Annotated in this window: 19 protein-coding genes; 11 read left to right on the top strand and 8 right to left on the bottom strand. The window is 72.1% G+C overall.

The window, feature by feature from the left end; genetic code table 11:
- Nucleotides 1-186 precede the first annotated feature (186 nt).
- From AB0C38_RS32245 to AB0C38_RS32205, 9 genes are all read left to right on the top strand, one after another.
- Nucleotides 187-984, top strand: coding sequence for a TIGR02569 family protein (locus AB0C38_RS32245; protein ID WP_360680820.1), 798 nt, complete (start codon nt 187-189; stop codon nt 982-984).
- A gap of 51 nt (nt 985-1,035) precedes the next feature.
- Nucleotides 1,036-1,452 carry a hypothetical protein gene (locus tag AB0C38_RS32240; protein ID WP_360680818.1) on the top strand — a complete coding sequence of 139 codons (417 nt, stop codon included), beginning with the start codon at nt 1,036-1,038 and terminating at the stop codon, nt 1,450-1,452.
- A 134-nt stretch (nt 1,453-1,586) separates the two neighbouring features.
- Nucleotides 1,587-3,635: a molybdopterin-dependent oxidoreductase gene (locus AB0C38_RS32235; RefSeq protein WP_360680816.1), complete on the top strand. Its 2,049-nt coding sequence runs from the start codon at nt 1,587-1,589 to the stop codon at nt 3,633-3,635.
- On the top strand, nt 3,632-5,059 hold the full coding sequence (locus AB0C38_RS32230) for an FAD-dependent oxidoreductase (RefSeq protein ID WP_360680814.1): 1,428 nt from the start codon (nt 3,632-3,634) through the stop codon (nt 5,057-5,059). Before AB0C38_RS32235 ends, AB0C38_RS32230 begins: the two co-directional genes overlap by 4 nt.
- On the top strand, nt 5,056-6,447 hold the full coding sequence (locus AB0C38_RS32225) for a nitrate/nitrite transporter (protein ID WP_360680813.1): 1,392 nt from the start codon (nt 5,056-5,058) through the stop codon (nt 6,445-6,447). The genes AB0C38_RS32230 and AB0C38_RS32225 overlap by 4 nt, the downstream gene beginning before the upstream one ends.
- 1 nt (nt 6,448) lies before the next feature.
- Nucleotides 6,449-8,956, top strand: coding sequence for a nitrite reductase large subunit NirB (gene nirB, locus AB0C38_RS32220; protein ID WP_360680811.1), 2,508 nt, complete (start codon nt 6,449-6,451; stop codon nt 8,954-8,956).
- Complete coding sequence (nirD, locus tag AB0C38_RS32215; protein WP_360680809.1) at nt 8,953-9,297, top strand: nitrite reductase small subunit NirD; 345 nt, start codon at nt 8,953-8,955, stop codon at nt 9,295-9,297. Before nirB ends, nirD begins: the two co-directional genes overlap by 4 nt.
- Nucleotides 9,294-10,403 (top strand): uroporphyrinogen-III synthase, encoded by a 1,110-nt coding sequence (locus AB0C38_RS32210; protein ID WP_360680807.1) that lies wholly within the window; start codon nt 9,294-9,296, stop codon nt 10,401-10,403. The genes nirD and AB0C38_RS32210 overlap by 4 nt, the downstream gene beginning before the upstream one ends.
- 97 nt (nt 10,404-10,500) lie before the next feature.
- Entirely contained in the window at nt 10,501-11,619 is a 1,119-nt protein-coding gene (locus tag AB0C38_RS32205) for a glycosyltransferase (RefSeq protein WP_360680806.1), read from the top strand.
- Here the strand turns inward: AB0C38_RS32205 and AB0C38_RS32200 are convergent.
- Both AB0C38_RS32200 and AB0C38_RS32195 read right to left on the bottom strand, forming a co-directional pair.
- On the bottom strand, nt 11,603-12,700 hold the full coding sequence (locus AB0C38_RS32200) for a crosslink repair DNA glycosylase YcaQ family protein (RefSeq protein ID WP_360680804.1): 1,098 nt from the start codon (nt 12,698-12,700) through the stop codon (nt 11,603-11,605). The genes AB0C38_RS32205 and AB0C38_RS32200 overlap by 17 nt on opposite strands.
- A gap of 9 nt (nt 12,701-12,709) precedes the next feature.
- Nucleotides 12,710-13,105 (bottom strand): DUF3224 domain-containing protein, encoded by a 396-nt coding sequence (locus AB0C38_RS32195; protein WP_360680802.1) that lies wholly within the window; start codon nt 13,103-13,105, stop codon nt 12,710-12,712.
- Nucleotides 13,106-13,167: 62 nt separating this feature from the next.
- On the opposite strand from AB0C38_RS32195, the gene AB0C38_RS32190 reads away from it, so the two are divergent.
- Both AB0C38_RS32190 and AB0C38_RS32185 read left to right on the top strand, forming a co-directional pair.
- A complete protein-coding gene (locus AB0C38_RS32190; protein WP_360680800.1) occupies nt 13,168-14,136 on the top strand; it encodes a YafY family protein in 969 nt (322 codons plus the stop codon).
- Nucleotides 14,129-14,962, top strand: coding sequence for a uroporphyrinogen-III synthase (locus AB0C38_RS32185; protein WP_360680798.1), 834 nt, complete (start codon nt 14,129-14,131; stop codon nt 14,960-14,962). Before AB0C38_RS32190 ends, AB0C38_RS32185 begins: the two co-directional genes overlap by 8 nt.
- Here the strand turns inward: AB0C38_RS32185 and AB0C38_RS32180 are convergent.
- From AB0C38_RS32180 to AB0C38_RS32155, 6 genes are all read right to left on the bottom strand, one after another.
- Entirely contained in the window at nt 14,925-15,731 is an 807-nt protein-coding gene (locus AB0C38_RS32180; RefSeq protein ID WP_360680796.1) for a DUF899 family protein, read from the bottom strand. The two genes, AB0C38_RS32185 and AB0C38_RS32180, sit on opposite strands and share 38 nt — an antisense overlap.
- The gene (locus AB0C38_RS32175; RefSeq protein WP_360680794.1) at nt 15,731-17,080 is read right to left on the bottom strand and encodes an MFS transporter; all 1,350 of its coding nucleotides are present in this window, start codon (nt 17,078-17,080) and stop codon (nt 15,731-15,733) included. The genes AB0C38_RS32180 and AB0C38_RS32175 overlap by 1 nt, the downstream gene beginning before the upstream one ends.
- Before the next feature lie 20 nt (nt 17,081-17,100).
- Entirely contained in the window at nt 17,101-17,421 is a 321-nt protein-coding gene (locus AB0C38_RS32170) for a metalloregulator ArsR/SmtB family transcription factor (RefSeq protein ID WP_360680792.1), read from the bottom strand.
- The gene (locus AB0C38_RS32165) at nt 17,421-17,846 is read right to left on the bottom strand and encodes an SRPBCC domain-containing protein (protein ID WP_360680790.1); all 426 of its coding nucleotides are present in this window, start codon (nt 17,844-17,846) and stop codon (nt 17,421-17,423) included. The genes AB0C38_RS32170 and AB0C38_RS32165 overlap by 1 nt, the downstream gene beginning before the upstream one ends.
- A 71-nt stretch (nt 17,847-17,917) precedes the next feature.
- Complete coding sequence (locus AB0C38_RS32160; protein ID WP_360680788.1) at nt 17,918-18,772, bottom strand: siderophore-interacting protein; 855 nt, start codon at nt 18,770-18,772, stop codon at nt 17,918-17,920.
- Between the two features lie 28 nt (nt 18,773-18,800).
- Entirely contained in the window at nt 18,801-19,124 is a 324-nt protein-coding gene (locus AB0C38_RS32155; RefSeq protein ID WP_257923117.1) for an MGMT family protein, read from the bottom strand.
- Nucleotides 19,125-19,186: the final 62 nt, after the last annotated feature.

Below are 19,186 nucleotides of genomic sequence, written 5' to 3'. Positions count from 1 at the left end.
GTGCGCGCCCGACGCCCGCAGCGTGTCGAGGCCTTCCTGCCAGGTCCGCGGGGTGCCGAGGATGCGGACGACCACGATGCGCACGCCGTCGAGCACCTTCACGGCATTTCGGGCACGGCGTAAAACACTGTGTGACCAGCGCGTCTTCTCGATCGTGGCGCGCTCTGCCGGGTACCGTCGACAGTTGTGCGGACAACCCTCGAACGTCCTCCGGCGCACGTTTGCGCGGCCTTCGGCGGCCTGGACGACGGCAGCGAGCCGATGCCGGACTCGACGGCGTGGCGCTGCGGCGACCTCGTGTTCAAGCCGGTCACCGACAAGGCCGAGACGCTGTGGACCGCCCGTGCGCTCGACTACATCGACGAGCCGGGCCTGCGAGTCGCCAAGCCGGTCCGCTCCAGCGACGGCCGCTGGATCGTCGGCGGCTGGACGGCCTCCCGGTTCCTCCCCGGCACGCCCGAGCACCTCGGCGACGCGGCGGTGCTGGCCGCGGTGAAGCTGCACCGCGCCACCATCGGCCTGCCACGGCCGGACTTCATCGCCGGGCGCAAGGACATCGACGCGGTCGCCGACCGGGTTGCGTGGGAAGAGCTCGAGGTCCCCCTCGCGGAGACGAAGGGCGGCCGCTGGTTCGAGGTCCTCGCCGGCGCCCGCCGCCCGATCCGGCTCCCGCTGCAGGTGGCCCACGGCGAGCTGCTGGCCGGGCTGCTTTTCGACGGTGACGCGGCCCCGGGCGTCGTCGACTTCGTCCCGTACTACCGGCCGGGCGAGTACGGCGCGGCGATCGTGGCGGTGGATGCCCTGGCCTGGGGCGGCGCGACGCGGGCGCTGGTGGAGCGGTGGGCCCACCTGCCGGAGTGGCCGCAGCTGCTGCTGCGCGCGGTCCTGTTCCGGCTGGCGTCGAACGCGCTCAACCCGAGGTCGACGCAGGCGTCCCTCGACGGCCTGCGCGCCGCCGCCCGCGAGGTGTCCGGGGTCTTGTGACCGGCGCACCGCTCCGGGATGATCGCCGCGTGACCACCTACCGAAAGGGCCATGCCGCGTAGGCGCCCCGGAAGCCTGCGTGCCACCCGGCGGCTCGACGTCGTGGGGCCGCCGCCGGCCAAGATTCCCCACCTTTCCCGCCGCGCTCAGCGGCAGCTCGCCTTCGCCGAAGCCGACGCCGGTCTGTGGCCCGGCGCCGTTTCCGGCGTGCTCCGGGCCTGGCTGCACGGGATGCGGCACCTGTCGAGGCCGTCCTGGCCGCACTGTTCGTGTCACGGCTGCGATCCGGTCGGCGCCCGCGCCGAGCTCGCCGGCTTGCTGGACGAACTGCCGCGCCGGGACCGGGCGCTGATCGGGGCCGTGCTGGCGCGCGCCGACCGCCGGTACACGGACCGGACCCTGCCCGACCCGCTCGGCACGTCGCCGTGGTGGTTCGAGCGGCGGCTGCGGGACCAGAACGGCTGGTGACGCCGGTCACGCACCTCACCGCCGGGGCCTCGTGACTTCCGCCGCAATGTCAACTGCCTGAAACATTCGGTCGAATCCGGTTAACACGGCCTCCTTAGCGTCAGGGCAATCCCCGAACCGCCGAGGAGGTGCCCGTGCCGCAGGTCGACACCCACTGCCCGTACTGCGCGCTGCAGTGCGGGATGCGCCTCGACGGCGTCCGCGTGACGCCGCGGGACTTCCCGGTGAACGCCGGTGGCCTGTGCCAGAAGGGCTGGACCGCCGGCAGTCTCCTCACCTCGCCGAGGCGGCTGACCACCCCGATGATCCGGGTGGACGGCGCGCTCGAGCCCGTCAGCTGGGAGTTCGCCCTCGACTTCGTCGCGCGCAAGCTGCGTGAAGTACGGGAAAACCACGGCCCCGACGGCGTCGCGGTCTTCGGCGGCGGCGGGCTGACCAACGAGAAGGCCTACCTGCTCGGCAAGTTCGCCCGGGTCGCGCTCGGCACGTCGCAGATCGACTACAACGGCCGCTTCTGCATGTCGTCGGCGGCCGCGGCCGGGATCAAGGCGTTCGGCGCGGACCGCGGGATGCCTTTTCCGGTAACGGATCTCAAGAACGCCGACGTCGTGCTGCTCGCCGGGGCGAACCCGGCGGAGACGATGCCGCCGTTCACCCAGCACCTGCGCGGCGCCGACCTGATCGTCGTCGACCCGCGGCGCACCCCGACCGCGGAGCTGGCGAGCCTGCACCTCGCTCCCGCGCCGGGCACGGATCTCGCGCTGGCGCTGGGCATCCTGCACGCCGTCGTCGAGGGCGGCCACCTGAACCAGTCCTATGTGGACGAGCGCACGAACGGTTTCGAAGAGATGTGGCGGATCGCCGCGTCGTGGTGGCCGGAACGCGCCGAGCGCGTCACCGGTGTCTCGGCCGCGGACATGCGCCTCGCCGCCGCCAAGCTGGCCGCCGCCCGCAATGCCTACATCCTCACCGCCCGCGGCACCGAGCAGCACGCCACCGGCACCGCGAACGTCGGCGGCTGGATCAACCTCGCGCTCTCGCTGGGCCTGCCGGGCCGAAAAGGCTCCGGCTACGGCTGCCTCACCGGCCAGGGCAACGGCCAGGGCGGCCGCGAGCACGGCCAGAAGGCCGACCAGCTGCCCGGCTACCGCAAGCTCGACGACCCGGCCGCGCGCGAGTACGTCGCCGGCGTCTGGGGCGTCGACCCCGGCAGCCTGCCCGGCCCCGGCCGCTCGGCCACCGAGCTCCTGGATGCATTGGGCACCGAAGAAGGCCCGAAGGCGCTGATGGTGTTCGGCAGCAACGTCGTCGTCTCGGCGCCACGCTCGCAGCGTGTCCAAGATCGACTGTCCGCTTTGGACCTCCTGGTCGTCGCGGACTTCGTCCTGTCGGAGACGGCCGCGATGGCCGATGTCGTCCTCCCCGTCACGCAGTGGGCCGAAGAGGACGGCACGCTCACCAACCTCGAAGGCCGCGTCCTGCTGCGCCGCAAGGCCATCGACCCGCCGGCCGGGGTCCGGTCCGATCTGGACGTTCTCAACGGACTCGCGAAGCGCATGGGACAGCCGGAAGAACGGTTCCCCCTCGATGCCGAGACGGTGTTCGAGGAGCTGCGGGTCGCGTCCAAGGGCGGGATCGCCGACTACTCCGGCGTCAGTTACGACCGCCTGAGTGCGGGCGAGGCGCTGCATTGGCCGGTCCCGGCGAACGACCACCCCGGCACCCCGCGGATGTTCCTCGAAACCTTCGCCCACCCGGACGGCCGCGCGCGGTTCACGCCGGTCGAGTACACCGGCCCGGCCGAGCTGCCGGACGACGAGTTCCCGTTGCAGGCCACCACCGGCCGCGTGCTGCAGCACTACCAGTCGGGCGCGCAGACGCGGCTGATCGACGAGCTGAACGACGTCGTGCCGGAGGCGTTCGTCGAGGTCCACCCGGACACGGCGAAGCGCGCCGGGCTCGAAGAAGGCGACTCCGCGAGGATCCGGTCCCGGCGGGGAGAGACGATCGCCAAGGTCCGGTTCGTCCAGTCGCTGAAGCCCGACCTCGTGTTCGTGCCGTTCCACTTCCCCGGTGCGCAGCGCGCGAACCTGTTCACCAACCCGGCGCTCGACCCGGTCAGCCGGATGCCGGAGTTCAAGGTGTGTGCCGTTTCCCTGTCTACTGTGGATGGTGCCGCGTGAGCCCCCGTGAAGTGGTGATCGCCGGGTACGGCATGGCCGGTGCCCGGCTGGCCGACGAGATCCGCCGCCGCGACCCGATCGCCGAGCGGGTCCGGCTGACCGTGCTCGGCGCCGAGAAGCACGCCGCCTACAACCGCGTGCTGCTGTCGGCCGTCGTCGCCGGGGGGATGAGCGCCGAGAGCGTCCGCCTGCACGACGACGAGTGGGCCGCCCGCCACAACATCGACCTGCGGCTCGGGGCCGACGTCACGCGCATCGACCGCGAGAAGCGCTGCGTCGAACTCGGCGACGGGTCCACAGTGGACTACGACGCGCTCGTGCTGGCCACCGGCGCCAACCCGTGGATCCCGCCGGTCGAAGGCCTCGAAGCCGGGCCGGGCGTGGTCGCCTTCCGCAGCCTCGACGACTGCGCCAAGATCCTCGACGCCGCCCGCTTCGGCGCGCCGGTCGCGGTGCTCGGCGGCGGCCTGCTCGGCCTCGAAGCCGCCCGCGGCCTGGCCGGGCGCGGCAACCAGGTGACCGTCGTGCACCCGCTCGGGCACGTCATGGAGCGCCAGCTCGACCCGGCCGCCGGGCACGTGCTGGCCCGGCAGCTCACCGGCATGGGCGTCACCTTCCGGTTCGGCGCCACCGCCGCCCGCTACCTGCCCGGCGACGGCCTCAAGCTCGACGACGGCACGCTCGTCCCGGCTGACCTGGTCGTGGTCGCCGCCGGGGTCCGGGCCGAGACGAGCCTGGCCACCGACGCCGGCCTCGACGTCGACGGCGCCATCGTGGTGGACGACCTGTTGCGCACCAGCGACGGCCGCATCCACGCCCTCGGCGACTGCGCCCGCCACCCCGGTGCCCCGGCCGGGCTGATCCAGCCGGCGTGGGAGCAGGCGTCGGTCCTCGCCGACGTCCTGACCGGCACGAACGCGGCCGCCCGCTACCGCGGCACGACCGCCGTCACTCGGCTCAAAGCCCGCGGCATCGACCTCGCCGCGCTGGGCGAGACGCAGCTCGACGCGGGCGCCCCGGACGCCGAGGTGCTGACCTTCAACGACCCCACCGGCGGGCGCTACGGCAAGCTCGTCGTCCGCGAAAACCGTGTCACCGGGGCGATCCTGCTCGGCCTGCCGGACGCGGCCGCGACGATCACGCAGTTCCACGACCGCGGCACGCTGCTGCCCGACGACCGGCTCGCCGTGCTGCTGGGCCGCGCGCTCCCCGCCGGCAGCACCCCGGCGGCCAGCCCGGCCGACCTGCCCGCGGCGGCGGTGATCTGCCGCTGCAACAACGTCACCAAGGGCCGGCTGATCGAGGCCTGGAAGGCCGGGGCCACCGACACTCCCGCACTGGCGCGGGCCACGCGAGCCACGACGGGCTGCGGCGGGTGCACCGACACCGTCGGCGGCATCGCCACCTGGCTCGCGGCGCAATGACGAACCCGACCCGCACGAAGGAGAACTCCGTGGCGCACCGAGGAAAGCACTGGATCGAGCACTGGGAACCGGAGAACGAGCAGTTCTGGGAGGCGACCGGCAAGAAGGTCGCCCGCCGCAACCTCTGGTTCTCGGTCTTCGCCGAGCACATCGGCTTCTCGATCTGGACCCTGTGGTCGGTCATCGTCCTGTTCATGGGACCGCAGTACGGGTTCTCCGCCGCCGACAAGTTCCTCCTCGTCTCGACTCCGACGCTGATCGGCGGCCTGATGCGGCTGCCCTACACCTTCGCCGTGGCGAAGTTCGGCGGTCGCAACTGGACGGTCGTCAGCGCGGCGCTGCTGCTCATCCCGACGATCCTGGCGGCCGTCGTGCTGCACCCCGGGACGTCACTCGGCACGTTCCTGCTGGTCGCGGCCCTCGGCGGGGTCGGCGGTGGCAACTTCGCGTCGTCGATGACGAACATCAACACCTTCTACCCGGAGAAGCACAAGGGCTGGGCGCTCGGCCTCAACGCCGGGGGCGGCAACCTCGGCGTCGCCGCGATCCAGCTGGTCGGGCTGCTGGTGATCGGCACCGCGGGGGCGACGGCCCCGCGGATCGTGCTCTACGTCTACGTCCCGCTGATCGTGGTCGCGGCGGTGTGCGCGTACTTCTACATGGACAACCTCGCGACGGTGAAGGGTGACACCAAGGCGATGCGGGAGGTCGTCAAGGACCCGCACACCTGGGTGATGTCGTTCCTCTACGTCGGCACGTTCGGCTCGTTCATCGGCTACAGCTTCGCCTTCGGGCTGGTGCTGCAGAACCAGTTCGGCCGCACCCCGCTGCAGGCGGCCGCGGTGACGTTCCTGGGCCCGCTGCTCGGCTCGCTGTCACGGCCGGCGGGCGGCTGGCTGGCCGACCGGATCGGCGGCGGCAAGATCACCTTCTTCACGTTCATCGGGATGGCGCTGGCCACGGTCGTGCTGATCCTCGCGTCGACGTCGAAGTCCCTGACGCTGTTCACGGTCGCCTTCATCGTGCTGTTCGTGCTCGCCGGCGTCGGCAACGGCTCGACGTACAAGATGATCCCGGCGATCTTCCGGGCGAAGGCCCGCACGGCGATCGCAAACGGCGCCGAGGAGGCGGCCGAGCTGCTCAAGGCGCGGCGGCTTTCGGGCGCGCTGATCGGCCTGGCCGGCGCGATCGGCGCCGAAGGCGGCCTGTTCATCAACCTCGCGTTCCGGCAGTCGTTCGCCGACGCTCGCAGCGGGGTGCCGGCGTTCGTCGGGTTCCTGGTCTTCTACGGGCTGTGCTTCGCCGTCACCTGGGCGGTCTACCTGCGCAAGCCCGCCGAACAGCCCACGAGTGAGCGCGGTCTGGCGCTCGCGGGAGCGGAGGTCTGAGATGCCCACCCTGGTCGTCGCCGGACACGGCATGGTCGCCCACCGGCTCGTGGAGGCGGTGCGCGCGGAAGATCCACAAGGGACCTGGCACGTCGTCGTCCTGTCCGAAGAGCCGCGCCCGGCGTACGACCGGGTGGCACTCACGTCCTATGTGGACACCTGGGACCCCGCGGCGCTCGCGCTGCCGGGCTCGGACTACGCGGGCGACCCGCACGTCGACCTGCGACTCGGTGAGCTGGTCACGTCGGTGGACCGCGCGGCCAAGACGGTCACCACGGCGTCCGGTGTTGTTCAAGCCTATGACGCGCTCGTGCTGGCCACCGGCTCGCGGCCGTTCGTGCCGCCGGTGCCCGGGCACGACCTGCCCGGTTGCTTCGTCTACCGGACCATCGAGGACCTCGACGCGATCCGCGCGGCGGCGGTCGACAAGCCGGGCCGCGGGCGGCGCTCGGCCGTCGTCATCGGCGGTGGCCTGCTCGGCCTGGAGGCCGCGAAGGCGTTGCGGGACATGGGACTCTCCCCGCACGTCGTCGAGATGGCGCCACGGTTGATGCCGCTTCAGGTGGACGAGGGCGGCGGCGCGCTGCTGCGGCGGCTGATCACTTCGCTGGACGTGACCGTCCACACGGGAACATCGACTGACGCCATCGAAGCCGACGGCTCTCGGCTGGTGGCGCGACTGGGCAACGGTACCGAGCTGGACGTCGACCTCGTCGTGTTCTCCGCCGGGGTCCGGCCGCGGGACGACCTCGCCCGGCAGTCCGGTTTGGACGTCGGCCCGCGCGGCGGCGTGCTCACCGATGCGTCGTGCCGCACCAGCGATCCCTCGGTGTACGCGATCGGTGAGTGTGCCGCGGTGGACGGGCGGGTGTACGGCATCGTGGCGCCCGGGTACGCGATGGCCGAGATCGTCGCCGCCCAGCTCACCGGCGGTTCCGGGGAGTTCCCGGAGCCGGACACGGCCACGAAGCTGAAGCTGATGGGCGTCGACGTCGCGTCCTTCGGGGACGCGCACGCCCGGTCGGAAGGCGCGCTGGAAGTCGCCGTCAACGACGCGGTCGCAGGGACGTACAAGAAGCTCGTGGTCACCGACGACGGCAAGACGCTGCTCGGCGGCGTGTTCGTCGGCGACGCCACCGAGTACAACACCCTCCGCGCGCTGGTCGGCCGTCCGCTGCCGGCCGAGCCCGGTGCGATCCTCGCCCCGGCCGGTGGTGGCGCCGCGGTCGGCGTCGACGCGCTGCCCGACGCGGCGCAGATCTGTTCGTGCAACGCGGTGTCCAAGGGCGCGATCACCCGCGCGATCCACGAAGACGGCTGCGACACCGTCCCGAAGCTCAAGGCGTGCACCCGCGCCGGCACCGCGTGCGGCTCGTGCGTCCCGCTGCTCGGCAGGCTGCTGACGGCGTGCGGCGTCGAACAGTCGAAGGCCGTGTGCGAACACTTCCCGCAGTCGCGTGCGGAGCTGTTCGAGATCGTCCAGGCTACCCGGATCACGACGTTCAGCGAGCTGATCGGCCGGTACGGCTCGGGCAGCGGCTGCGCGATCTGCAAGCCCGCCGTGGCGTCCATCCTGGCCACCCTCGGCAACGGGCACGTGCTCGGCGGCGAGCAGATGACGTTGCAGGACACCAACGACCGGTACCTGGCGAACCTGCAGCGCAACGGCACGTACTCGGTCGTCCCGCGGATCCCCGGCGGCGAGATCACGCCGGAGAAGCTGATCGTGATCGGCCAGGTCGCCCAGGACTTCGGGCTGTACACCAAGATCACCGGCGGGCAGCGGATCGACCTGTTCGGGGCCACCGTGGACCAGCTGCCGCTGATCTGGCGCCGGCTGGTGGACGCGGGCTTCGAGTCCGGGCACGCCTACGGCAAGGCGCTGCGCACGGTCAAGTCGTGCGTCGGGTCGACGTGGTGCCGCTACGGCGTGCAGGACAGCGTCGGGCTGGCGATCGAGCTGGAGCTGCGCTACCGCGGCCTGCGGTCGCCGCACAAGCTCAAGTCGGCGGTGTCGGGGTGCGCGCGGGAGTGCGCGGAGGCGCGGAGCAAGGACTTCGGGATCATCGCCACGGAGAACGGCTGGAACCTCTACGTCGGCGGCAACGGCGGCACCACGCCGCGGCACGCCGACCTGCTCGTGTCCGATGTGGACACGGCGACGTTGATCCGCACGATCGACCGGTTCCTGATGTTCTACGTCCGCACCGCCGACCGGCTGCAGCGGACGGCGCCGTGGATCGAGGAGCTGGACGGCGGTCTCGACCACCTGCGCGCGGTGATCGTCGACGACTCGCTCGGCATCTGCGAAGACCTCGACGCGGCGATGGCCAAGCACGTCGACAACTACGCCGACGAGTGGAAGGGCGTGCTCGAGGACCCGGAGAAGCTGGCCCGGTTCACCTCCTTCGTCAACGCACCGGGCACCCCCGACCCGGCGATCTCGTTCCGCTCCGAGCGTTCACAGAAGGTGCCGGTCATGCTGGGAGTCCCGGAGGTGCGGCGATGACGACTTCGATCGAACGAACCTGGACGGCGGTCTGCCCGGCCGCTTCGGTCCCGGAGTACGCGGGGGTCGCCGCGCTGCTCGACGGCGGCGTGCAGGTGGCGATCTTCCACCTGCCCGGGGATCGGTGGTACGCACTGTCCAATTGGGACCCGTGCAGCGGCGCGGCGGTGCTCTCGCGGGGCATCGTCGGCGACGCGGGCGGCGTCCCGGTGGTCGCCTCGCCGGTCTACAAGGAACGGTTCGCGCTCGACAGTGGACAGTGCCTGGACGCCGAGGGTGTGACGGCCGGGGTGTTCGAGGTGCGCGTTCGAGAGGGCGTGGTCGAAGTGGAGAGCCCGTGATCCTGCCGCTGACCGGGTTCGTGGTCGGCATCACCGCGGCGCGCCGGGCGGACGAGCTCGGCGCGCTGCTGGTGCGCAAGGGGGCGAGCGTCCGCTACGGCCCGGCGATCCGGATCGTGCCGCTGACGGACGACACGGAGCTGCGCGCGGCGACGTCGGTGTTGCTGGAGTCCCCTGTGGACGCGGTGGTGGCGACCACGGGCATCGGCTTCCGCGGCTGGCTCGAGGCGGCCGAGGGCTGGGGGCTGGGGGACGCCCTGCTGTCGCGCCTCTCGTCGTCCGCGTTGCTGGCGCGGGGCCCGAAGGTGACCGGTGCCCTTCGCGCGGCAGGGCTTTCGGAGGCGTACTCACCGGCGTCGGAGAGCAACGCAGAGTTGTTGCAGCACTTGCTTTCTTCGGACGTCTCGGGCAAGCGGATCGCGGTGCAGCTGCACGGCGAGCCGCTGCCGTACTTCGTGGACGCCCTGCGCGCGGCCGGGGCGCAGGTCATCGAGGTCTCGGTGTACCGCTGGGTCGGCCCGGTGGACCCCGGTCCGGTGGATCGGCTGCTCGACGGGGTCCTGGACGGGTCGATCCACGCGCTGCCGTTCACGAGCGCGCCGGCGGTGGCGTCGCTGGTCGCGCTGGCCCGCCGCACGGGCCGGCTGCCGGGGCTGGTCTCGGCGTTGTCAGGTCCGGTCGTGGCAGCGTGCGTCGGGCCGATCACGGCCGGCCCACTGGCGGCGCTCGGCGTGCCGACGGTCCAGCCGCACCGGGCCCGGCTCGGGGCGCTGGCGCGGACGGTGTCGGAGACGCTGCTGGCACGGTCACCGCGGTTTTCGGCGGGCGGGCTGTCGATCGAGCTGCGCGGCCAGTCGGCGGTGGTGGACGGCGAGTGGCGCGAGGTGGCGCCGGCACCGATGGCGTTGTTGCGGGCGTTGGCGGCCGCCCCGGGTCGGGTGGTTTCGCGGCGGGAGCTGATCTCGGCGTTGCCCGGGGGAGGCGAGGAGCACGCGGTGGAGACGGCGATCGGCCGGTTGAGGACATCGCTGGGCGGCGGGAAGGTCGTGCAGACGGTGGTCAAGCGGGGGTACCGGCTCGCGGTGGACGCCTGCTCTCCGCCGTAGTCAACGTATAGCGCACCGGGGGACTTGCGGCAAGGCCCCCGTCGTGCCGAAGAATCACCGGCCGACGGCGAAATCGCCCGAAGGACGGAGATGCGGAGTGCGGGTGGTACTGGCGACCTACGGGACGCGCGGGGACGTCGAGCCGGTGGTCGCGCTGGCGGTTCGGCTGCGGGAGCTCGGCGCCGAAGTGCGGGTGTGTGCGCCACCGGACGAAGAGTTCGTCGAGCTGCTGACGCGGTTCGGCGTGCCGATGGTGCCGTTCGGGAAGTCGTGGCGATCGTGGGCGGCGGAGGAGTCGACGGCTGAGGAGCGGGTCGGGAACGTCGACGAGTTCGTCGCCGGCTACATCGCGGTGACGTACCCCACGCTCGCCGGAGCCGCCGAGGAGTGTGACGTGCTGCTGGCGAGCGGCATGCTCCACTTCGTCGCGGGGTCGGTGGCCGAGCGGGCCGCGGTGCCGCACCGGTTCGTGTTCTTCGCGCCGGGGCTGGGGTCCCCGCCTTACGCGGAACTGGTCCGGGCCCCGATCGACGCGCACCGGGCGTCGCTCGGCTTGCCGCCGGTGGACGACGTACCCGCGTTCCTGTTCACCGAACATCCGTGGGTGGCCGCCGACCCGATCCTCGGCCCGGCGCCCGGCGGGGTGCGGACGGGCTCGTGGATCCTGCCGGACGAGCGGCCGCTCCCGGCCGGGCTCGACGCGTTCCTGGCCGCCGGTGAGCCGCCGGTGTACGTGGGTTTCGGCAGCATGCGCGTGGCGAAGGACAGTGCGGAAGCCGCCATCGCAGCGATCCGCGCGCAGGGCCGCCGGGTTCTGGTCGGCCGCGGCTGGGCCGGCCTGGGCCTGGTCGACGACCGGGACGATGGGTTCGCGGTCGGCGAGGTCAACCAGCAGGCGCTGTTCCGGCGGGTGGCCGCGGTCGTGCACCACGGCGGCGCGGGCACCACGACCACGGCCGCGCGAGCCGGCGCGCCGCAGGTGGTGGTGCCGCAGGCGGCGGACCAGCTGTACTGGGCGAACCGGGTCGCCGCGCTGGGGGTGGGAGTCGCCCACGACGGCCCGGAGCCGACGTTCGAGTCCCTGTCCACCGCGCTCGCGACGGCGCTGCTCCCGAAGACGCGCTCGCGGGCGGATGTGGTCGCGGGCATGGTCCGCACCGACGGGGCGGCGGTGGCCGCGGAGCTGCTGCTGGAGAGCGCTAAGCGAGCCAGGTGACCGTGTGCTTCTCGAACCCCCGCGCCGCGGCCACCCGGGCCGCTTCCGACTCGGCCTCCTCGCGGACCTGCGGGCGCAGCGGGTCGAACGCCGTCACCGTGAACGTCAGCTTCGCGCCGCTGCCCTTCGTCCGCCACGTGCCCGCGATGTCGCCGTCCGCCAGCAGGATCCCCGGGTTGCCCAGCATCTTCCAGACTTCCTTGCGCCGCGCCGGGTCCGGGACCAGCAGGGCCTTGTCGCGGGCCTGGACGAACGGGTCCCACGGCGGCAGCAGCCGCACCACCTCGGGCTCCGGCGGGTTCTCCAGCGCCGCCACGCGCGACGACGGCAGGTAGCGGACCTTGCCCTCGACCTTCACCGCGGCCAGGTCGTCGGGCCACGTCTTGTCCACGACCGCCCGGGCCGTCCCCACGAACTCCGCCGCCTCACCCGGCGAGGCCGGGCCGTTGAGCCGCAAGTACGACTCGACCACCGACGTCGCCGCATCGACGTCCGGAGTGCGACGCATCCGGCCGCGTCCTTCGAGGGGCGCCAGCGTCGCCGGGGTCGCGCCGGCCACCAGGCGGACCCCCGCGTGCGGTGTCGCGATGCGCATCAGCTGCTCCTGGATGTGCGTCGCGTCGCAGCCGCGGCACCAGCGGGAGAACGCCGGTGGCAGCCGCTGGGTCACGGCCGCCGACACCGCGCCCTTCGGCATCGGTTCCTTGACCACCGCACGGATGGCGGCGGCCGCCGTGAAGACCACCTCGGCCGCGGCCAGGCCGGTGGACGCCAGTTCCTTGCGCTGCCAGAGCATCCTGGCCAGTGCGTCCGCGTCGTCGAGGGGCACCAGCGCGCGCGTCACCTCGGCGAGGTCCAGGTGGTAGTGCGGCGCGCCGCGGAGCGTCCAGCCCAGGACGAGCCGCGGATCGTCCACGAGGGACACCGGCCCCTCGACCCGCGCCACGGCGGCCAGCAGCGCCGTGTCGCGCATGCTGTCCTGCAGCCCGGCCCGGACCACCGCCAGCTCGGCGACGTCCCGCGCGGTGCGGTGCAGCCCGTGCTCGGCGATGCGGTAGGCGAGTACCTGACGACGGTCCACGTGCGACTCCTAGAACGCGTACTCGAAGGTGTACCCCATCTTTTCCTCACCCATCGTGCCGCCGACGGTGCCGCTCCCGGTGAGTCCCGCCAGCTCGCCGGTGCCCGAGCCCGGCACGACGCCGAACGTCGACGCGATGCCCTGGGCGTCGAACGTGAATTCGTGCTTCACGATGAACGTCCCTTCGCGACCGTCGACCTTGCCCGCGAAGCGCTCGAAGCTCGGCGACGTCGTCGTGCCGCTCTCGTAGCCTTCGCCCGCGTAGTACAGCAGGAGATCGCAGATCGATTCACCCTCGATGACTCCGTCGTACGCCATCGAGGCGTGCGCGTACGCCACCCGCGGGCCACCTTCGGTGCCGCTGACGACGTTCTCTTCCCAGTTCTTCATGGTGAATGCGTTCATGAGGACCACTCTGCCGGGCATACCTGTCAGCTTGTGTCAGGTATTTCTGCCAAACTGGAGATATGCGAGCCAGCCGTCTCCTGTCCGTCCTCCTGCTGCTGCAGAACCGCGGCCGGATGACGGCGGAAGAGCTGGCCGCGGAGCTCGAGGTCTCGGTGCGGACGGTCTACCGGGACATCGACGCGCTGTCGGCGTCCGGCGTCCCGGTGTACGCCGACCGCGGCCGGACCGGCGGGTATCGCCTGGTCGACGGCTACCGCACCCGGCTCACCGGGATGACCGAGGAAGAGGCCCAGTCGCTGTCGCTGGCCGGGCTGCCCGTGGCCGCGGCCGAGCTGGGGCTCGGCACCGTCCTGGCCGCCGCCCAGCTCAAGCTGTACGCGGCGCTGCCGCAGGAGCTGCGCGACCGCGCGGGGCGGGTCGCCGAGCGGTTCTACCTGGACGTTCCCGGCTGGCACCGGGGCATCGAAAGCCTGCCGGTGCTGTCCGCGGTCGCCGACGCCGTGTGGTCGTCGCACCGGATCCGGATCCGCTACGAACGCTGGGGCCAGCGGGTCGTCGAGCGGGACGTCGAGCCGCTGGGCCTGATCCTCAAGGCCGGCAACTGGTACCTCGCGGGTCGCTGCGAGGGCACCGATCGGACGTACCGGATTTCACGCGTGCTGGAGCTGACCGACCTGGGCGAGGAGTTCGAGCGGCCCGCCGGGTTCGACCTCGCGGCGTACTGGCAGGAGTGGTCCGAGCAGTTCGAACGCCGGATGTTCCCGCGCGTCGCCGTGGTGCGGCTGTCGCCGCGGGCGCAGGCTCTCGTACCGTTCTACGCGGGTTCGGTCGGCGCCCGCGCGCTGCGTGCGGCCACCGGGGAACCTGATGCGGACGGCTGGCTCACCGTGGAGCTGCCGGTGGAGCCGGGCGAACCGGCCATCGGCGAGCTGCTGCGGTTCGGGCCGCACCTGGAGGTCCTGGAACCGGCGGACCTGCGGGCGGAGCTGGCCGAAGCGATCGAGCGGATGGGTGCGATCTATGGGTGAGCTGAGCGGCGTCGCGATCGGCGTCACGGCCGAACGCCGGGCCGAGGAGTTCATCGGGGCCCTCGAACGCCACGGCGCCGACGTCCGTCACGCGCCGACGATCACCATCGTGCCCCTGGATCGCGACCCGGAGCTGCACGCGGCGACGCTGAAGGCCGTGATGTCCCCGGTCGACATCACGGTCGTGACGACGGGCGCGGGCTTCCGCGGCTGGCTCGACGCGGCCGAGGGCTGGGGACTCCGGCAGCAGCTGCTCGACCACCTCCGCGAGTCCCGGATCTACGCGCGCGGCCCCAAGGCGGTCGGTGCGATCCGTGGCGCGGGCCTGCGGGAGACGTACTCGGCCGAGTCGGAGTCGAACGCCGAGCTGTTCGAGGCCGTCACGGCGGCGGGCGTGCTCGGGCAGCGGACGGCGGTCCAGCTGCACGGGACCCCGCTGCCGGAGTTCACGGCGCCCCTGGTGGAAGCCGGTGCCTGGCTGGTCGAGGTCCAGCCGTACCGCTGGTACTCCCCGCCGGACGTGACGCCGGTGCACGACCTGATCGACGCGGCCGTGGCCGGCGAGCTGGGCGCGCTGGCCTTCACGAGCGCCCCGGCCGCGGCGAACTTCCTGACCCTGGCCCGGGACTACGGCCGGTACGACGAGCTGCTGACGACGTTGCGCGGCCCGCTGGTGTGCGCGTGCGTCGGCCCGGTGACGGCGGCGCCCCTCGAACAAGCCGGGGTGCGCACGCTGCAACCGGACCGACAGCGCCTGGGCGCTTTGGTGAAACTGCTGGTCACGACGCTCAGTGGCACCGGTGGGGCGTCGCCGAGCCGGTCGTAGCGCCGAGGTCGTCGTCGCGACCGGCGGCGAGTCGCGGCCACTGGGCGATGGGCCGGCCACCCGGCCACTCCGCGAGCGGCGGCCAGCCGGGTGCGCCGGCTTCGGTCCGGACGTTGGTGCACTCCTGCGGTGAGCCCTCGGGGGAGTCTTCCCAGGCCTCCTGGCGGCCGTACGCGGTCAGGTCCATCAGCGCGTAGCTGTAGTCCATCGCTTCCACGCCACGGCGTTTCGTCCAGTAGGTCTCGAAGACGCGGTCGCCGTCACGCAGGTAGCAGACCAGGTGGAACAGGCCGATCTCCCGCCCGACCAGGAGCGTGTCGAGGGACGGCTGCGCCGAGTACCAGGGCATCCGCCAGTCCATGAAGGCGCGGTAGCGCAGGCTTTCCTCGTACGACGTCCGCGCGTCGGCCGGTTCGGCGGAGACGTTGCGGCCTTGGGAGAACACCGCGTACGTGATGTCTCGGGAGTGCAGGTTGGCCAGTTCGGCGACCTGGTTGGCGTAGAACGTGCAGCCCTCGCACTGTTCGGGCGCGGGACGGCCCGGGTTCCACATGAAGTAGTAGGCGATGAGCTGGCGGCGTCCCTCGAACGCGTCGAGCAGGGTCACCGGGCCGTCCGGGCCGAGCAGCTCGAGCGTGGCGTCCACCTCGACCATCGGCAGGCGGCGCCGGGCCGCGGCGATCGCGTCGCCTTCGTGGGTGTGGGCCTTTTCCCTGGCGCGCAGCACATCCAGCTCGGCCTGGAACGTTTCGCGGTCGACGATGGTCATCAGGACTCCTTCAGCTTGACGGTGATCAGGACGACGCTCGCGAGCGTGATGACGACGGCGACGCCCAGGGCGAGGTGGATTCCGGTGAGCTCGGCGGCCTGCGTCGCGGCGACGGCGCTCAGCACCGGGATGCCGACGGTGATGCCCACCTGCTGGGTCATCGACGTCAATCCGGTGGCCAGGCCCTGCTCCTCGTCCGGCAGCCTGGACGTCGCGGTCACCGTGTACGCCACGATCGCGGCCACGTGGCCGAAGAACCCCACGAACAAAGCCGGGAGCAGGATCAGCAGTGCGGCGCGGCCGGGGCCGAGGAACAGCAGCGGCACGGTCGCCAGCGCTTCGACGGCCAGCCCGGCGGCCAGCAGGACGCGGCTGCCGAAGCGGCCGATGGCCCGGCCGGCGAGCACCCCCGCGGCCACCGACGCCAGCCCGGGCACGCCGAACACCAGGCCGGTCGCCCACGGCGAGAGCCCCAGGATCCGCTGCAGGTAGAGGGTGGTCAGGAAGATCACCGCGGGTTCCATCGCGAACAGCACGAGACCGGCGAAGTTACCCCACTTGACCGTGCGGCGGGCCAGGATCCGCGGCGGCACCAGCGGCGCCGGCGAACGCTGTTCGATCAGTCGGAACGCGGCCAGCAGCACCACGCCGGCCACCGCGGCGAGCACGCTCTTGTCGATGACGGCGTAGACGAGGGCGAGCAGGCCGCCGCTGACCGTCAGCGCGCCGGGCAGGTCCGGTCGCGCGCGGCCGGGCACGGTCGATTCGGGAACGAGGAACGGCGTGGCGACCAGGATGGCGACGGCCACGGGCACGTTCATGAAGAACGCCGCCCGCCAACTCAGCAGGCCGACGAGGGCCCCGCCGACCAGGGCGCCGACGGTGAAGCCGCCGGAAAGCAGGGCGCCGTTGAGGCCGAGGACGCGGTCCCGCGCGGTGCCTTCGGCGAAGGTCGTGGTCAGCAGCGACAGCGCCGCGGGCAGCGTCATCGCGGTGGCGAAACCCTGCAGCGCGCGGGCCGTCAGCAGCAGTTCGGGGTTCGTGGCGACGCCGCCCAGCAGCGACGCCGCGGCCAGCAGGGCCATCCCGGAGCGGAACATCCGCCGGCGGCCGACCAGGTCCGCGAGGCGGCCGCACACCAGCGTGAAGCCGGCCGCGGGCAGCACGAACGCCGTGCTGACCCACGGCAGCGCCGTCAGGTCGAGCCCGACACCGGCGCCGACCTGCGGCAACGCGACGTTCAGGATCGAGAAGTCGATCGACAGGAGGAAGCCGGCGCCGAGCAGCACGGCCAGGACGGCACGCTGTCTCGGCGTGAAACGGGCAGGGGGTAGCGCAACGAGAGTCATGGGGTTCTCCAGAGGGGGAGTCAGTCCTGCTCGGCGATGCGTTTGATCTTGGCCAGGCGGCGGTCCCAGTCGGCGGCGAGCGAGGTCATCCAGCGGGCCGTCGTGTCCAGGGCTTCCGGGCGCACGGCGTACCGGACCTCGCGGCCGACCTTCACGCTGTCGACCAGTCCGGCCGAGCCGAGGACGGTGAGGTGTTTGACGATCGCCTGCCGCGAGACCGGGAGGCCGCCGGCGAGGGTCGTCGCGGTGGCCTGGCCGTGGGCGGCGATCAGGTCGAGCAGCTGACGGCGGGTCGGATCGGCCAGGGCGGCCAGGACACCGTCGACGACGTCAGTGGACATCACTCGGCACGCGCGGCGAGCGCGGTGAAGCACTGTTCCCAGCCCGCGGTGTGGTCCTTGACGACGTTGCGCCGGTTTTCGTCGGACGTCGGCAGCTGCGCGAACCCGCTTTCGACGACGCGCAGCCGGGTGCCGTCGCCCTCGGGGGTCAGGGTGAACTCGACGAGCGTCGAGTTGTCTTCACGCAGCTCCTCGCCGGGGAACGCGCTCACCCAGCGGTACGCCAGGTAGGTCGGCGGATCGACCTTCTCGACGCGCAGCGGGAAGTCGCCGTGCTCCGAGTGCGTCACCACCAGGGTCTGGCCTTCCTCGGCCAGCGTGCCCTGGACGGTTTCGTCGTCGGTCGCCCAGAAGCCGGGTTCGGCCACCAGGGGCCAGACCTTCTCCGGTGCCGCGGCGATCAGCATCTCGCGTTCGATGATCATGGTCGAGCTCCTCTCATGTGCAACACCAGAGTTGCACATGAGGGCTCGTGGTGCAACCTCAGAGTTGCACTTCAGTCCTCGTTCGGGACTTCGCCCGCTTCGGCCGCGCGGGCTGCTTCCCGGCCCGCTGCCTCTTCGCTGATCCCCATGCGCCAGTAACCGGCGAAGCAGATCCGCCGCTTGTCGACTTCGCGCTCGCGCACCAGGTGTCGCCGCACCAGCTTCACGACGCCCGCTTCGCCCGACACCCACGCGTACGGCGCTCCGCCGGGGAAGGTCGCCGTACGCACCGCGTCCAGCAGGGCCTCTCCCAACGGGCGTGACCCGCGAAGCAGCCAGTGGACTTCGACCGCTCCGCGCGTCTCGAACGTCTGGCGCTCTTCGCGCTCCGAGACCTCGATGTACGCCGAAACGCGCGTGCCGGCCGGCAGCTGCTCGATGATCGCGCCGATCGCGGGCAACGCCGTTTCGTCGCCGACCAGCAGCTGCCAGTCGGTGCCGTCCGGCACGTCGTACAGGCCGTGCGGGCCGAGGAACGCCACCCGGTCGCCCGGTGTCACGCGCGACGCCCACGCCGAGGCCGGGCCGGTGTCGCCGTGCAGCACGAAGTCGACGTCGATCTCCGCCGACGCCGGCCGGTGCGCCCGCATCGTGTACGTACGCATCGGCGGCCGGACGTCGTCGGGCATCGCCAGGTACGTGCGGTACCACGACATGACGTCGGAGCCGGTCTCCGGCAGCTCGGGCGCTTCCTGGCCGGGCTGCGGGAAGAAGACCTTGACGTACTGGTCGGGCGCCCCGGCCGCGACCTCGCGGAAGCTCGCCGCCTCGAACGTCACGCGCACCATGTGCGGCGTGACCGGCCGGACCACGGTCACCCGGGCCCGGTGGTACGTCAGGGCGGGTCGCTCCACCTGCGTCGTCATTAGGCGAGGCTAACCTAAAAATTAGGGATCAGAACAGTCCCTCCTCGCCGGGATCTTCGTCACCGTCCGGCTTCCAGCGGTACTTCCGCAGGTCGACGCGCTGACCGTCGGCCAGCACGCCCTCCGCGCGCAGCCGCTCGAGCTGGTCGTGCACCAGGTGCGGCGCCGGCGTCCCGTTCGCGCGCAGGATCCGGTGCCACGGCAGGTCGTGGCCGTCCTCGGCCAGGATGGCGCCGACCATCCGCGGCGAGGGCGCGCCGGCGAGCGCCGCGATGTCGCCGTACGTCGCGACCGTGCCGGCCGGCACCGACTCGATGATTTCCCGCACGCGCTCGTGCAGAACGTCGTCCATGCCACCACTCTGCCGCACGGGTACGACACTTTTCGTAGCCGCCCGCCGCACGCTCCGGCACC

Origin of the sequence: Amycolatopsis sp. NPDC048633 (genome assembly GCF_040650695.1) — a bacterium.
In the GTDB taxonomy this organism is placed as follows: Bacteria; Actinomycetota; Actinomycetes; order Mycobacteriales; family Pseudonocardiaceae; genus Amycolatopsis.
Note: the sequence above shows the minus strand (reverse complement) of the source record. Positions and strands in the feature narration are given on the sequence as shown.

What these genes read in the sequence shown, in the direction of transcription:
- AB0C38_RS32170 (WP_360680792.1), bottom strand. Translation starts at nt 17,421, where the DNA reads ATGTCCACTGACGTCGTCGACGGTGTCCTGGCCGCCCTGGCCGATCCG.
- nirB (WP_360680811.1), top strand. Translation starts at nt 6,449, where the DNA reads ATGCCCACCCTGGTCGTCGCCGGACACGGCATGGTCGCCCACCGGCTC.
- AB0C38_RS32155 (WP_257923117.1), bottom strand. Translation starts at nt 19,124, where the DNA reads ATGGACGACGTTCTGCACGAGCGCGTGCGGGAAATCATCGAGTCGGTG.
- AB0C38_RS32195 (WP_360680802.1), bottom strand. Translation starts at nt 13,105, where the DNA reads ATGAACGCATTCACCATGAAGAACTGGGAAGAGAACGTCGTCAGCGGC.
- AB0C38_RS32225 (WP_360680813.1), top strand. Translation starts at nt 5,056, where the DNA reads ATGACGAACCCGACCCGCACGAAGGAGAACTCCGTGGCGCACCGAGGA.
- AB0C38_RS32240 (WP_360680818.1), top strand. Translation starts at nt 1,036, where the DNA reads ATGCCGCGTAGGCGCCCCGGAAGCCTGCGTGCCACCCGGCGGCTCGAC.
- AB0C38_RS32175 (WP_360680794.1), bottom strand. Translation starts at nt 17,080, where the DNA reads ATGACTCTCGTTGCGCTACCCCCTGCCCGTTTCACGCCGAGACAGCGT.
- AB0C38_RS32160 (WP_360680788.1), bottom strand. Translation starts at nt 18,772, where the DNA reads ATGACGACGCAGGTGGAGCGACCCGCCCTGACGTACCACCGGGCCCGG.
- AB0C38_RS32180 (WP_360680796.1), bottom strand. Translation starts at nt 15,731, where the DNA reads ATGACCATCGTCGACCGCGAAACGTTCCAGGCCGAGCTGGATGTGCTG.
- AB0C38_RS32185 (WP_360680798.1), top strand. Translation starts at nt 14,129, where the DNA reads ATGGGTGAGCTGAGCGGCGTCGCGATCGGCGTCACGGCCGAACGCCGG.
- AB0C38_RS32190 (WP_360680800.1), top strand. Translation starts at nt 13,168, where the DNA reads ATGCGAGCCAGCCGTCTCCTGTCCGTCCTCCTGCTGCTGCAGAACCGC.
- nirD (WP_360680809.1), top strand. Translation starts at nt 8,953, where the DNA reads ATGACGACTTCGATCGAACGAACCTGGACGGCGGTCTGCCCGGCCGCT.
- AB0C38_RS32165 (WP_360680790.1), bottom strand. Translation starts at nt 17,846, where the DNA reads ATGATCATCGAACGCGAGATGCTGATCGCCGCGGCACCGGAGAAGGTC.